The following is a 13,284-nucleotide window of genomic DNA, read 5'->3' on the forward strand; positions in this document are numbered from 1 at the left end:
ACCCTGCTAATTACTTCAATACTCTCCTAACCTTTAGGAGAGGTGGTTAATATGACAACATTACGAAATTCGGTAGGAGAACGGATTAGAGCAATTCGTAAGGCGAAGGGTTTAACACAACAGCAACTTGCAGAACTCTCAGGATTGGATGATGCATATGTTGGTTCATTGGAAAGAGGAGAGCGCAATTTTTCAATTGATACGCTGGAGAAAATTGTTGTAGCTTTGAATGTACCTGCACAAGATTTAATAATGGATATTGATGATAACAAGGAAAGTATGCTCCGTCGTAATGCTTTAGATGAATATTCTGAAATAATTAACAATCTTAAAGCAACCGAGATCGTAATTGTTAAAAACATCCTAAAAGAATTGAGACGAGCTTTTGAGCACTAAAATTGTAATATTAAATTAAAAAAACGCTACCGAAGAAAACTCGATAGCATTTTTTTATTATTACCATCATTTTTTTCATGAATCTACAGGAAATAATTCTAAATAGATTTATTTTTACGAGAAAAAGGTTTTTTTACTATTTTCGAGAAGTTATATAGTGAATCTACAGACAATAAAGAACTAGAAAAGGAGTTATAGTTATGAGCAAAACAAAAATGAATTGGGATCAACTTCTTAGTGGAATAAGACTAAGGGATGGTAAAGTAAAAGATAGAACCTTACATAATGAATATGACTTAAGAAATGATTTTGATGATGACTACTCAAGACTTATCCATAGTTCCGCCGTTAGACGACTTCAAGATAAGGCGCAGGTTTTCCCACTAGATAATAGCGATTTTGTAAGAACAAGATTGACACATTCACACGAAGTATCAACCATAGGAAGATCGCTAGGGATAAGTATTGAAAGTTTACTTATTGCTGAGGAAAAATTAAGTATAGATCATAAAGGAAAACTCAGCTCTTTATTAGCTGTTGCTGGTCTTTTGCATGACTTAGGAAATCCACCTTATGGACACTTTGGAGAAGCTGCAATTCAAAAATTCTTTAAATTGTGGTTTGAAAACGAAGGAGCGAAGTTTAAAGAAAATTTAGGAGAGGAAAAATATGCTGATTTTGTAAATTTTGAAGGTAATGCACAAACCTTTAGATTAGCTTCTAAATTAAATAATCTTTTTGATGAATACGGCTTCAATTTATCAGTTGCTTCACTGGCAAGTATTTTAAAATACCCCCGCTCCTCAACTGAAGGAAATAAATCTGACAGTGATAGAAGAGATGATCAATTGGGAATTAGTTATAAGAAATTCGGTTATTTACAAGCTGAGGCAGAAAGATTTGATGCAGTAAAACTTCATACAAATATAGGTGAATCAAGACACCCTATTACATTCTTATTAGAAGCCGCAGATGATATTGCATATGCAGCTGCAGATATAGAGGATGGATGTAAAAAAAGAGTTCTTGATTACGAAATAATTAAGAAGACTCTTCAAGAATATCTTTCAGATGGAACAGAGGAAGAACAAGATTTGCTTTGTTCATTTGTTACCACTTACGAATATAATCTGAAGGAAGAACGTTCAGATAGATTAGATAACGCAGTACAAAATCTTAGAATTAAAGCTCAGGGTTTCATGATTAAGTCTGTTATTAAAGAATTTATATTAAAACATGATGATATTTTGAATGGTATCTATGACAAAGATATCATCATGGCTTCTGAAGCTCAAAATGTTCGTAAAGCAATGAAGAAACTCTCCTACATTATATTTGATAGTAAGGAAATAGTACTTCGAGAGTATGCTGGGGGAAAGGTAATTCAAGGACTTCTTGAAATGTTTGTAGAAGCTGTCCTCTCCGATAATCGAGATGACACAAGAACGGAGGAAGGAAAACTCTATTTATTGATCTCAGATAATTATAAAGATATAATGAAAAAATATTGTTTTGAGAGGGTAGGGGATCAACCAAGTATATATGACCGGTTGCTCCTGGTAACTGATTTTGTTTGTGGAATGACAGATTCTTATGCTCTCGAACTGTACAGGAGACTAAAAGGTATTACATTATAGGAGGAGTTCTTGTGATAAAGAACGAACTCATTTTTAATAATTCATTACAAAGAATTGATAAATTAAAGTGTGAGTCTAAAGAAATAGAGGATTTATTTGATTCTTTAAGTGAAATTGGAGACATTATTATTGTTGGTGGGGCCTTGCGAGACTTTGCTTTGGATGATGTTCCTCGTGATATTGATATTATTATTGATAGTGATTCACCCGAAGAATTCAATGATGCTTTAAAAGAATTTGATTGTTACAGAAATAGATTCGGAGGATATAAAGTTATTATTTCCAGTATTGAATTTGATATTTGGTCAATTAATGACAATTGGGCCTTCAAGGAAGGAATACACAATTCTAAATTTTCAAATATCTCAAAAGGTACTTTTTACAATTTTGATGCTATAGCCCTTAACCTCACTACACTTCAGTTAGATGCTGATATTTTTATTCAGACTCTTAATAATAAAATGCTGGACATTACTCTGGAAGAAGACTTTATTCCCTTGAACCCAACCCCAGAAGTCAATATAGTTCGAGCATTTAATATTCGAGAAGAGTGGGGTCTAAATTTCTCTAATAGAGTATCCAGGTATATATCAGAATGGTTTGAAACTACAACCAGTCCGTATGAGGTATTACAAAAAGCAGAACTAAAGCATTATGGAAGAACCACTGACCAAAATAAATACCGTTTAAGCTTATAATTTTTACAACCACAAATATGACAACAGAAAGCAGCTCTAACACATGTGTTAGAGCTGCTTTCTGTTGAGAGAAATTATCTAACAGATAATAAAATACATAGCCCTTAAAAGACATTTCTCTCTGATTAATATTATTGATACAAATCTTTTTCTATCAACAGACGTTTGAAATTTTTATATACTGTTTCTTCAAATGCAGGAACAACATCTTCGAAATCAGAGTAGATTGTTGGCAACATAGAAGGAATAATGATTTGTTTATTATACTTAGCAAATGGACCATCTGTTTCAAAAAGTAATCGGTTTAATGGCAATTTCTCAATTATCTTTTTTCCTCCTTTACTTACTAACATTCTAGGATTTAAAGAAAAATAATATCCCCTCTCATATATCTTTTCTAGAGTCGATAACTTACCACTATACCAGTGAAAAATTGCATGCTTAACCTTGTTTTTCTCAAGTATATCAAGTACCATATCTTCACTAAGTCTCGAATGGATCGTATATACTCTTCCTTTATTAAATTTTGGTGAAGTAATGTATTCAAAGGCATCGATCTGTCTATTTTTAATTTCAAGATGTTCGCCATTGTAATCTAAACCAACTTCCCCAATGTATTTAGTTTTATTAACCCATTTGTTGAATAAAACTTCATTAAAACTATATTTACTAGCAACCTGGGGATGATAGCCTATGCATAACCTCACATATTTAAAGTTTTGAAATGATTTATAATGCTTCTCGAAGAGTTCGGGTAAATTCGTTACAAACATTGTATAAATTTTCATAGACTCATACTGTTGTGCAACTAATTGAGGTTCCGGATAAAAATCAATATGAACATGTGTATCAATAAGGGTCATATTTCTCCATAAACCTTTCATATTCCTGAGCAAATGTGCCAAACATCATTTCATTGCTCATTCTAAAATTAGAATTTTCTTCATAATATTTTTTTCTTATTAGCACTTCTGTGAAAATTTTTTTACTCCTAATCAACTCATAATAATTTTTAAAATAGTTTAAATTACTCTCATAGTCTTTCCTATAAGCATCTTCTTTAATCATTTTGACCTTTAAGTTGTATGGGTGTTGGTAATTGACATCATATTTTTCATTATCATAAGCAGCAAGTGAAATCTTCCTTAAAAGACATGGAATACATATACCACACTGTCCGGAATGAGTCCTTTCAGGATGTGATCTTCCTTGACCACAAGTAAATGTATCCTTTATGACATTTTTAAATTCCCCATTCATATTGTCAACAATCTGACCCTTTGTATAAAACAAGAATGGGTGGTTGATATTTATTGCTATGTTCAATTCACCTAATAAAGACCTATACATATATATTGTTTTAGGATGTGTGGTCTTCGTTGTATACCTATTATTCAATTCGGGATTAAGCGAGAGTATTCCATTCTCGAATAAATATACATCACTTGCGGTATTAAAATAGGCTTTTGCTATAGCTAATGCCAAATATAATAAGGATCTCGTAGATTGAATATAAGTTCTTTTCTTAACAATTGGTTTTTCAACAAATACTATCTCAGTGGCACTATCAAAAATATGTCTATAAAATTTTGAAACTTCTACTTGTTTCGTTCTCTCCTCACTTTTGTTGATAAAACCTAAATAATCGCTTTTCACATTATTCTTATAATTAAAAAATGCACCAGCGAAAGAGTCTAGTCCACCAGAGAATAGGGTTACACTATTCATCGAAGTTCCAATTCCATTGATGAAAAAAGGATCAGCATGAGTACTATTATGCTCAAAATTTATTTTATATTGATCTTCTGAAACCCAATTGGCTATTTTCTCAACAAGCTCAGTAATGTTGGTTTGAGACCAAAGATTGTAATTGAAAACTGGGATATTTATCTTGATTGACCTCGGTTTATCATTATTTTTATGAGTCTCCACATCTTTAATATAAATAGATCCCATAACAGTCACAAGATCTATAATTAACGTTCCTTGATGTGAATAATTATAATTCACATCTTTAAGTAGGAATTCATAAATTTTAGATAAGGATATTTCTGGTTTCATTAAAATTCACCGAAACTTGCGTTAGTGGTTTGGATAGATATCTCATTTAAAACTTTCCTCAATGAGATTTTACGATCAATAAACTCATTAACTTTATCATAAACATTATTATTCATAATCCGGTCAGTCATATTTTTAACCATTTTTTGAATTAATTCATAATTAAGTTCATCATAAATATCTTTGATATTATCATTAAGTTCACCAAGTAGAATCTGATAAACTATTTCATAAAATAAAACTTGAGCAAACTCATATATCTCAAATTCATCAATCTCAAAAAACTTACACATAACTATTTTAAGAGATTTCTCTAATATTTTAGAATTTATTGTAGTGTCATTTTCGATCAAATCTAAAATCATTTCGAGAAACTCTTGTTGAGTTATGGAGTCTAGTAACAAATCTTCTTTTGATTTCCCCTTGAAACCCGAAGACTGTAATGACAAGAATTGTCTATGTATTATTCTTATAGAATTATCGATTATATCACTCTTATCAAATTTTTCATTAAGGATTTTTTCACTTAGAATTTTTTTACTAATCTCAGGTGCAGTTTCGTTTAAATTGGTCAAACTCTTATTTTTTAACATTTTTTTGATTTCACTTGACAACTTTCTTTTTGAAGTTCCCATACATAAATCCCCCATATATTATTCTTTCTTAATTTAAAAAAATATTTATTATCTCATTTTTAAAAAATACCTTTCATTAAAAAACACTATAATATATTGTTAAATGACGCGTAAGTATAGAATAGTCAGTGTTTCATCAGATTTAAAGTTGTAGGAATGAAATACTAGCGTGTTAACGTTAAGCATTTGTAATAGTCACTATTTTTAGACTGATGCAACACTAGTACAAATATTGCAATTTCAGGTTCGTAGAGCAATGCCTATGCCAAACTAGCTAACGTTGTTGCACAAACGTGACCAGTTTGTCTGGAATTTTCAATAATACAAAAGAAGGAAAAGAATATAATACTATCTCTATATTAACAATATCGCCTTATACTTTCCAGTTATTTTTAGTCCGATTGTAATTTATTTCACTTACATTTTAAACTATTTTTTTGTAATACTTTCATATAGGTAGGAGCATAAATAGATTTCTTAATGAAATCTATTTTATGCTCCTACGAGATACTTTAGTAATAAATACACACATTTTTTTCCCTTTTCAAACAACTCCCCGCTCAAACTCCGCAAACTCCACTCTGTTACGCCCATTCTGCTTCGCCTGATACAAGGCCTTATCCACCGCAGCGAATAACTGAGTCAAATACCCCTCCGGATTGTCGGGCACATGCACCACATCAAAATCCTCAAAGGACAGAATTCCAATACTAATCGTAATGGACACCTGCATAATCTCGTGATCCACCATGATGTGGTTGGACTCCACAGCTGTTCTTACGCGCTCCGCGATTTGATTTGCCAGATCATGCTCCGTATGCGGAAGGTAGATCATGAACTCTTCCCCGCCATAACGCGTCAGAATATCGGTACTGCGAATCGATTGTTTGACCGCCTCCGCCGTGCGGACGAGCACCTCATCCCCGATGACATGCCCATAGCGATCATTGATCGCTTTGAAGTAGTCGATATCGAGAAGCAGGAGAGAGAATGGTGTTTTGTATTGAATATTGGTAATGACCTCGTGATTCAGATGTTGGGTCAGATAACGACGGTTGTAACAGTTGGTTAAACTGTCCGTCAGCGCGAGTTCCTCCAGTTTACGATTGGCCTCGGATAACTCCTGACGGATCAAGTCTAGCGCCTGATTTCGCTCCTGTAGCGTTACGTTCTGGCGATTCATCTCTTTCACGTAGAAACGCTCCTGCGAGACATCCTGGAACGTGAGAATATGACCGATCGGCACAAGAGCCGAATCCACAATCGGAGACGATTGCAGGATAAAGTGCCGGATATTGTTGTCCCGCTCCACGATCACTTCAATCTGAGAGAGGGTATTTTCTTTTTTCTTATAATGATTCACGAACTCCCGACAGCTGCCCACAACTTGAACAGACTCCAGAAAGGCTTCCATATCAAAAGAATCCCCCACATGCAGATCCATAAAGGATCGAGAGGCTTTGTTCGCTTCAACAATGACTTCATTCTCATCCAGTACCAGGATCCCATATGGAATGGTATTGATCACGTCCTCATGCGCGATGGAGACCAGATCGAACACATTGTATCTTTTGATCACATAGACAAAGAACAGGTCCGACAGAAAGATCCCCAGCGAAGTCATGCCAGGAATGATCGGCAACCAGCGGGCTAGAACGACATTTAGGATCGCATCGATCGTTGCAAAAACAGCCAAGACAAAGATACCCCACAGGGTGATTCTCACCTGTTTTTTGATCATGGCAGACGTCTGCGAAGAATACACCGCCCGGAACAGGACGACGAGGGACGCCAAGAAATAGCTCACCAGAATACCCATTACAACCCAGAACCAAGGCCCGTAAGCCCGCTCGATGTATCCACCCTCCAGTGGGATGACGAACTCATTCCATGGATTTGCGACCACACCTATAGCCCCGATCACCGCAGGGACAAATAGTAGGAACGTTCCTTTTGCACTCAAACGCTCTGAATAGCCGGTAATAAAAATCGTCAGTAGAAGCCATCCGCTCCCAAGCAGGGAGACCGCGACGAATGATAACGTAACATAGAACAACTGCAGACCGGAATCGTCCGTGAGCGTACTCGCAAATTGGCAGAAAGGCCAGAGCATCATCAACCCGTGAAACAAAAAGTACACCTTATGTAAGTTCGTAATTCTAACCGTAGCAAACACATATACACCTACACCGAACAATAGGACAAATAAAAAGAGATCATACCATACTAATGGATTCACGAATCTTCTCCTTCTTAGATGCTACAATGACAACGTGGTTGTTCATGATTCTAAGTGATACGTATTTAAAACTTCAATAAACACCTATACAATATTGCTGCGCCAAACTTATTGGTTAATTTAACCATATCTTATCACACCACCATAAGGGTGAGTAGCCCATACACTGGAAGTCCGACCAACCTCTGATCGAAATGCTGATCTATTTCTGATGATTTATGAATGCTTTTGAAGGTTTGGAGTGCAAACAGGAGAGGAGATCATCTGCTCGGGAGATATTCAGATATCATCAAGTGATCGATATTGAGCCTTCCGGCTACCGGACGGCCCTTGTATCATTCGGTTACTGCATCCAGAGGGAGATTGTCCGTGAATAGGTCGGGGTTATCCTTCAGCATCTCCGTAATTACCTCTGCTGTCTTAGCCGCATCACACACTCTTACAACCGCATCACCGAGCTTTCCTTTACGCATCGCACCTTCGCGAACCAGTACCTCATCTACTTTCCAGAAATGCTCCGACCATGGCAACCCACAATGTCTGCGAGACGGTACTGAAATCTGGCTTCCATCTGGTAGAACCGTATAAAGCATCTCATGCTCGTCCGTCATTCTGCCAGGGATGTCGACCCACTCTTCGACCCCATGAATAAATGTATTCCGCTTCAAGTCAACGCCTACTAACAAGATCGTCGCTTTCCGATCAAGCAGTTTCCCCCATGCCGAACCTCTCGCACATGGCGTATCGAAGAGATGATCGTCCTTCGTAAACGCCTCTGCGTCCCGTCCCAGTGCCGCTACCGAGTGCGTCGGGTGCCACGAACGAACTACGCCCGGACGTTGACGAAACAGTTCAGGAAGAATGCCTACACAACAGGAAGAAGTTTCCACGTGGAACAATGGATTATCCGCATTAATGGTAGACCAGGTATGCGTGGGAAGCACCAACAATCCGTCTTTCATATAGTCGCTAAAGGCATCCAACACCGTGTCTGCTCCACCTTCAACCTCGCCAATACTTTTCATTGAAGAGTGAATGAGCAATGTGCCTTGCCTATCCATACCAAGCTGCTCAAGTTGCTGCATCAAGCTTTCTTTTGTATACATGTCTTTCCTCCTTCATTTCTTATCCCTTTTCGATGAAAAAGCAAATCCTTGCTCAGCTTCTCAGCATAACAAACAAAGGGCCGAGGGTTAACCCCCGGCCACAGAGAAAGAATTTGTATGAGTTCAGGCAGTAGCTACCACTCAACTTTTACTTAATAATAACGTACTCCAGATTCACCAGCTTCGCATACGTCACGATCTGATCTGTCGTCAGGTTTAAGGATACAACCGTATGGTGACCACCACCATTTTCGATCCATGCTTTTACCCCGTCCTGGAAGTTTGGCTTCACGCTCCACAGAACACGTGCTACCGGCAGGTTAGGCGCTGGAACAGTTGGCTCAAATGCGGATACTTCGTTGATTAACAGTTTGTAATGTGTACCGAAGTCTGCCATGGATACCACGACACCTTCGCCTGCTTTACCATCGAATACAAGACGAGCTGGATCTTCGCGATCGCCAATGCCCAGTGGGGACACGATGATTCTCGGTTTGGTGCTGGCAAGTGTCGGATCTACTTCAAGCATGTGAGATTGCAGGATCGCTTCCTGTCCAGTAGCCATCTCATATGTGTAGTCTTCCATGAAGCCTGTGTTCTCATTATGGGCCATGATTTTCAACAAGCGATCCAGCGCAGCCGTTTTCCAGTCACCTTCACCGGCAAATCCGTACCCTTGTGCCATCAGGCGTTGTACAGCCAGACCCGGAAGTTGTTTCATACCATGCAGATCTTCGAAGTTTGTAGTGAAGGCACTGTAACCACCTTCGTCCAGGAAACGTTTAATCGCAATTTCATAACTCGCTTGCACACGTACACTGGCTTCCCAAGCTTCCTTGCTGTTCGTGCCATAATCGAATTCGTAGAGGTCTCCATACTGAGCGATCAAATCATCGATTTCCTGCTCTGTTACAGCGTTCACGTATTGCACGAGGTCGCCAATGCCGAAGTAATCAACCGTCCATCCGAATTGGATCTGTGCTTCAACTTTATCACCTTCGGTTACGCCCACGTTGCGCATGTTATCGCCAAAACGAGCAACCTTAATGTTAAAGCTTTCATTATAAGCTACCGCTACGTCCATCCAGTCAGCAACCTGTTGTTGCACTTCTGGGCGCTCCCAGTAGCCAACAACGATTTTATTTTGTTTTCTCAGACGGGCATTAATGAAGCCATATTCGCGGTCACCGTGTGCCGCTTGGTTCAGGTTCATGAAGTCCATATCGATGGTTGCCCAAGGAATGCTTTCATTGAATTGGGTCGCCAAGTGCAGCAAAGGTTTTTGCAACAACTTCGTACCACGAATCCACATTTTCGCTGGGGAAAATGTATGCATCCATGTGATCACACCTGCTACTTCGTCACGATAGTTGACTTCCTTCATTGTGCTTGTAATTTTATCTGCGCTTACCGCCAGATCCTGCAATACGAGTGGGTACGGCAGTACTCCGCTTGCATTAAGAGCATCCGTGATTTTCTGTGCGTTGGCTTTTACTTCGCCCAGTGCTTCTTCTCCGTACAAGTGCTGTGAACCGACCACAAACCAGAATTCTTTTGCTGCTGACATATAATCATCCTCATTTCATTATTTTATAGTTGAACATTTGGATTTACACTAGAACACTGCGATTGCAGTACCATCTTCCGATCGCTGGTTATCCCCGGATTTTTTGATTCCCTTTTTGCAAAGGGAAAATCCTGTGATAAACGCGAGCGCTTCGCTTCTTCAGATTGGTTCTGCACTCTCCGTTATCGTGTAAAAGTTTTATACAACTTTGTTGGCAGTAGTAGCACAAGACCTATTCGATTGGATTAGTGTCATCCTATTGATACACAACCTAATTACTTCTGTCCGTAATACGCGTCTTTTCCGTGTTTTCGCAGATAGTGTTTATCCAAAATGCCTTGTGGTAGTTCTTTCGCGAAGTTATTTAACTGCCGCGCGTACAGGTTCATTTTGCACACTTCCTCCAGCACGACACTGTTCACCACCGCAGACTTGGCATCTTTCCCCCACGTAAACGGTGCATGCCCATGGAGCAACACTGCCGGAACCGCCATAACATCAATCCCACGCTGTTCAAACGTTTCAATAATGACGCGTCCTGTCTCTGCTTCGTATCCACGATCCACCTCGTCCTGGTTCAAGAACCGTGCACAAGGCACCGCACCATAGAACGTGTCCGCATGTGTGGTTCCCATAACAGGTACGTCCAGTCCGGCTTGCGCCCAGATGGTCGCCCACGTGGAATGTGTGTGCACAATGCCACCAATCTCCGAGTAATGCTTATATAGTACGGCATGTGTTGCGGTGTCCGAGGAAGGTCTCATCTCACCCTCCACCACATTACCGTCCAGATCAACCACAACCATATCGCTTGCTTTCATCACATCGTAGCTGACGCCACTTGGTTTGATAACGAACAGACCGCTTTCCCGATCGATTGCGCTGACGTTACCCCATGTGAATTTCACAAGTCCGTGCTTGGGCAGTTCCAGATTCGCCTGGAATACCTCTTCTTTCAGTTGTTCTAACATGTTATTCCCTCCCGTTCTCTAATAGTGCGTGTTCAAAAAGTCGGTTTTCAGTGCCGAGAAGATGGGATGAAGCTAGAAATGGAGTAGTGGAGCGTAGATAGAGCTACGTGAGCAACCGCAATGTTTCCGAAGGAAACATACTTCGTAAGCCCCTACTTATTTCGGCTGAATTCCATATTCGATGTTGATGATGCCACTAGGCATCCTTCGTAATCAAAAGCGGTCTTTTTGAACATCCTCTACCAGATGATCTACAGCTGATTGCTCAATTGTGAGTCCATTCCGGTAGCGTTCGATAAATGCTTCAAACCCTTTCACATCCGATGCATCCGGTGCCACTTCAACTCCCTCAACATCGCTAAAGACCTTCTGCTCCAGGAACACATCCAGGCTTTCCTCTTGATCCTTGTTAATCATGTACGAAGCCAGAAGTGCCATGCCCCATGCGCCGCCTTCACCAGCGGTAGACATTACCGATACCGGTACGTTCATCGCAGCAGCTACAATCCGTTGTCCGACGACAGGGGTCTTGAATAGGCCACCGTGAGCCAAAATACTATCAATGGCTACATTCTCTTCCTCCGTCAAAATATCCATACCCAGCTTGAGTGCACCAAAGGCACTGAACAGATGTGTCCGCATGAAGTTCGCCAGATTGAAGTTGCTTTCCGGGGAGCGGACGAACAAAGGACGGCCTTTCTCAAGTCCTGTAATGTTCTCACCTGAGTAGTAACCGTAGCTGAGCAAGCCACCACCATCAGGGTCTGCCTCCAAAGCCTTGTTAAACAACACGCTAAACAACTTGCCGTTATCCACTTCATATCCCATCGCTTGAGAGAATTCGCGGAACAATCCCACCCATGCGTTGATATCACTGGAACAGTTGTTGGCATGCACCATCCCTACTGGGCTACCATCTGGCGTGGTGACCATATCAATCTCGGGATACACTTTGGATAATTCCTTCTCCAGTACAATCATCGCAAATACGGATGTGCCCACGGAGATGTTCCCCGTACGTTTTCGCACGCTATTCGTTGCCACCATACCTGTTCCGGCATCGCCTTCTGGCGGACAGAGCGGAATGCCTGCTTGCAGATATTGCGAAGGGTCGAGCAACTTGGCTCCCGCTTCCGTCAATACACCTGCATTCTCACCAGCGAGATATACCTTGGGCAGAAGGTCCTCGACTTTCCACGGATAACCTTTGCCTGCGATCTGTTCGTCGAACTGTTGGATCATGGATGGGTGATAGTTATGTGTAGACTCGTCAATTGGGAAAATGCCTGAAGCATCGCCGATCCCAATCGCCTTATTGCCCGTCAGCAACCAGTGGATGTATCCAGCCAGGGTTGTCAGGTGATCGATCTGTGGCACATGCGCCTCTTCATTTAAGATTGCTTGGTACAAGTGAGCGATGCTCCAGCGTTCCGGAATATTGAATTGCAGAAGTTCCGTTAGCTCTCTTGCGGCTGCTCCCGTCGTAGCATTACGCCAGGTGCGGAACGGTACCAACAGTTCACCCGCGCTATCCAATGCGATATATCCGTGCATCATGGCCGAGAATCCGATAGAACCGACCGTTCGCAGCGTAATTCCGTATTTCTGTTCCACATCTTGCTTCATCTCACGATAAGCCGTTTGCAGGCCTGTGATGATATCCTCCTGGTTGTACGTCCAATATCCGTCTTTCAGAAGGTTCTCCCATTCATAACTGCCTGACGCGATGGTTTCAAAACGCTCGTCAATCAACACCGCCTTAATCCGCGTTGATCCAAATTCAATACCGAGCGAAGTAGAGCCCTTGGTAATGGCTTCTTTCAAGTCCAGTTGACTCATAATCACGTGTATCCCCTCTCCGGTCGCGATTTCACATCCCAAAGGATGCATATATAAGGTGAAGCTCTTACTTATGACAGTAGCTAATAATGAATTTTGTATAGGTGCGTTCCGTTGTGTTTTCAAAGAATGCGC

General features: G+C 40.3%; 11 protein-coding genes. 3 read left to right on the top strand and 8 right to left on the bottom strand.

Features of this window, described 5'->3' with window-relative positions:
* Nucleotides 1-51 precede the first annotated feature (51 nt).
* The 3 genes from V6669_RS29890 to V6669_RS29900 all read left to right on the top strand — a co-directional run bounded on the left by V6669_RS29890 (nucleotide 52) and on the right by V6669_RS29900 (nucleotide 2,731).
* Entirely contained in the window at nucleotides 52-396 is a 345-nt protein-coding gene (locus V6669_RS29890; RefSeq protein WP_338589533.1) for a helix-turn-helix transcriptional regulator, read from the top strand.
* A 200-nt stretch (nucleotides 397-596) separates the two neighbouring features.
* Nucleotides 597-2,033: a dGTP triphosphohydrolase gene (dgt, locus tag V6669_RS29895; RefSeq protein ID WP_338589535.1), complete on the top strand. Its 1,437-nt coding sequence runs from the start codon at nucleotides 597-599 to the stop codon at nucleotides 2,031-2,033.
* Nucleotides 2,034-2,044: 11 nt separating this feature from the next.
* On the top strand, nucleotides 2,045-2,731 hold the full coding sequence (locus V6669_RS29900) for a hypothetical protein (protein WP_338589537.1): 687 nt from the start codon (nucleotides 2,045-2,047) through the stop codon (nucleotides 2,729-2,731).
* Nucleotides 2,732-2,862: 131 nt separating this feature from the next.
* Here the strand turns inward: V6669_RS29900 and V6669_RS29905 are convergent, their stop codons facing one another.
* The 8 genes from V6669_RS29905 to V6669_RS29940 form a co-directional block, all read right to left on the bottom strand.
* Nucleotides 2,863-3,594, bottom strand: a complete 732-nt coding sequence (locus V6669_RS29905; RefSeq protein ID WP_338589540.1) for a TatD family hydrolase — start codon at nucleotides 3,592-3,594, stop codon at nucleotides 2,863-2,865.
* Nucleotides 3,581-4,792 (bottom strand): hypothetical protein, encoded by a 1,212-nt coding sequence (locus V6669_RS29910; RefSeq protein WP_338589542.1) that lies wholly within the window; start codon nucleotides 4,790-4,792, stop codon nucleotides 3,581-3,583. The genes V6669_RS29905 and V6669_RS29910 overlap by 14 nt, the downstream gene beginning before the upstream one ends.
* Nucleotides 4,792-5,427 carry a hypothetical protein gene (locus V6669_RS29915; RefSeq protein WP_338589544.1) on the bottom strand — a complete coding sequence of 212 codons (636 nt, stop codon included), beginning with the start codon at nucleotides 5,425-5,427 and terminating at the stop codon, nucleotides 4,792-4,794. Before V6669_RS29915 ends, V6669_RS29910 begins: the two co-directional genes overlap by 1 nt.
* A 544-nt stretch (nucleotides 5,428-5,971) precedes the next feature.
* On the bottom strand, nucleotides 5,972-7,666 hold the full coding sequence (locus V6669_RS29920) for a diguanylate cyclase (protein ID WP_338589546.1): 1,695 nt from the start codon (nucleotides 7,664-7,666) through the stop codon (nucleotides 5,972-5,974).
* 335 nt (nucleotides 7,667-8,001) lie between these two features.
* Nucleotides 8,002-8,772 (bottom strand): AAC(3) family N-acetyltransferase, encoded by a 771-nt coding sequence (locus tag V6669_RS29925; RefSeq protein ID WP_338589548.1) that lies wholly within the window; start codon nucleotides 8,770-8,772, stop codon nucleotides 8,002-8,004.
* Nucleotides 8,773-8,920: 148 nt separating this feature from the next.
* Nucleotides 8,921-10,339, bottom strand: coding sequence for an L-arabinose isomerase (araA, locus tag V6669_RS29930; RefSeq protein WP_133386379.1), 1,419 nt, complete (start codon nucleotides 10,337-10,339; stop codon nucleotides 8,921-8,923).
* A 275-nt stretch (nucleotides 10,340-10,614) separates the two neighbouring features.
* Nucleotides 10,615-11,310, bottom strand: coding sequence for an L-ribulose-5-phosphate 4-epimerase (locus V6669_RS29935; protein WP_047840995.1), 696 nt, complete (start codon nucleotides 11,308-11,310; stop codon nucleotides 10,615-10,617).
* Nucleotides 11,311-11,523: 213 nt separating this feature from the next.
* Nucleotides 11,524-13,149, bottom strand: coding sequence for an FGGY-family carbohydrate kinase (locus V6669_RS29940; RefSeq protein ID WP_338589554.1), 1,626 nt, complete (start codon nucleotides 13,147-13,149; stop codon nucleotides 11,524-11,526).
* Between the last annotated feature and the right edge of the window lie 135 nt (nucleotides 13,150-13,284).

The sequence above is a fragment of the Paenibacillus sp. Y5S-9 genome (assembly GCF_036894235.1).
GTDB lineage: Bacteria > Bacillota > Bacilli > Paenibacillales > Paenibacillaceae > Paenibacillus.

Excerpts from the sequence above, each read along its gene's own strand:
- V6669_RS29890 (WP_338589533.1), top strand. The coding sequence starts at position 52 with ATGACAACATTACGAAATTCGGTAGGAGAACGGATTAGAGCAATTCGT.
- dgt (WP_338589535.1), top strand. The coding sequence starts at position 597 with ATGAGCAAAACAAAAATGAATTGGGATCAACTTCTTAGTGGAATAAGA.
- V6669_RS29905 (WP_338589540.1), bottom strand. The coding sequence starts at position 3,594 with ATGACCCTTATTGATACACATGTTCATATTGATTTTTATCCGGAACCT.
- V6669_RS29910 (WP_338589542.1), bottom strand. The coding sequence starts at position 4,792 with ATGAAACCAGAAATATCCTTATCTAAAATTTATGAATTCCTACTTAAA.
- V6669_RS29915 (WP_338589544.1), bottom strand. The coding sequence starts at position 5,427 with ATGGGAACTTCAAAAAGAAAGTTGTCAAGTGAAATCAAAAAAATGTTA.
- V6669_RS29925 (WP_338589548.1), bottom strand. The coding sequence starts at position 8,772 with ATGTATACAAAAGAAAGCTTGATGCAGCAACTTGAGCAGCTTGGTATG.
- araA (WP_133386379.1), bottom strand. The coding sequence starts at position 10,339 with ATGTCAGCAGCAAAAGAATTCTGGTTTGTGGTCGGTTCACAGCACTTG.
- V6669_RS29935 (WP_047840995.1), bottom strand. The coding sequence starts at position 11,310 with ATGTTAGAACAACTGAAAGAAGAGGTATTCCAGGCGAATCTGGAACTG.
- V6669_RS29940 (WP_338589554.1), bottom strand. The coding sequence starts at position 13,149 with ATGAGTCAACTGGACTTGAAAGAAGCCATTACCAAGGGCTCTACTTCG.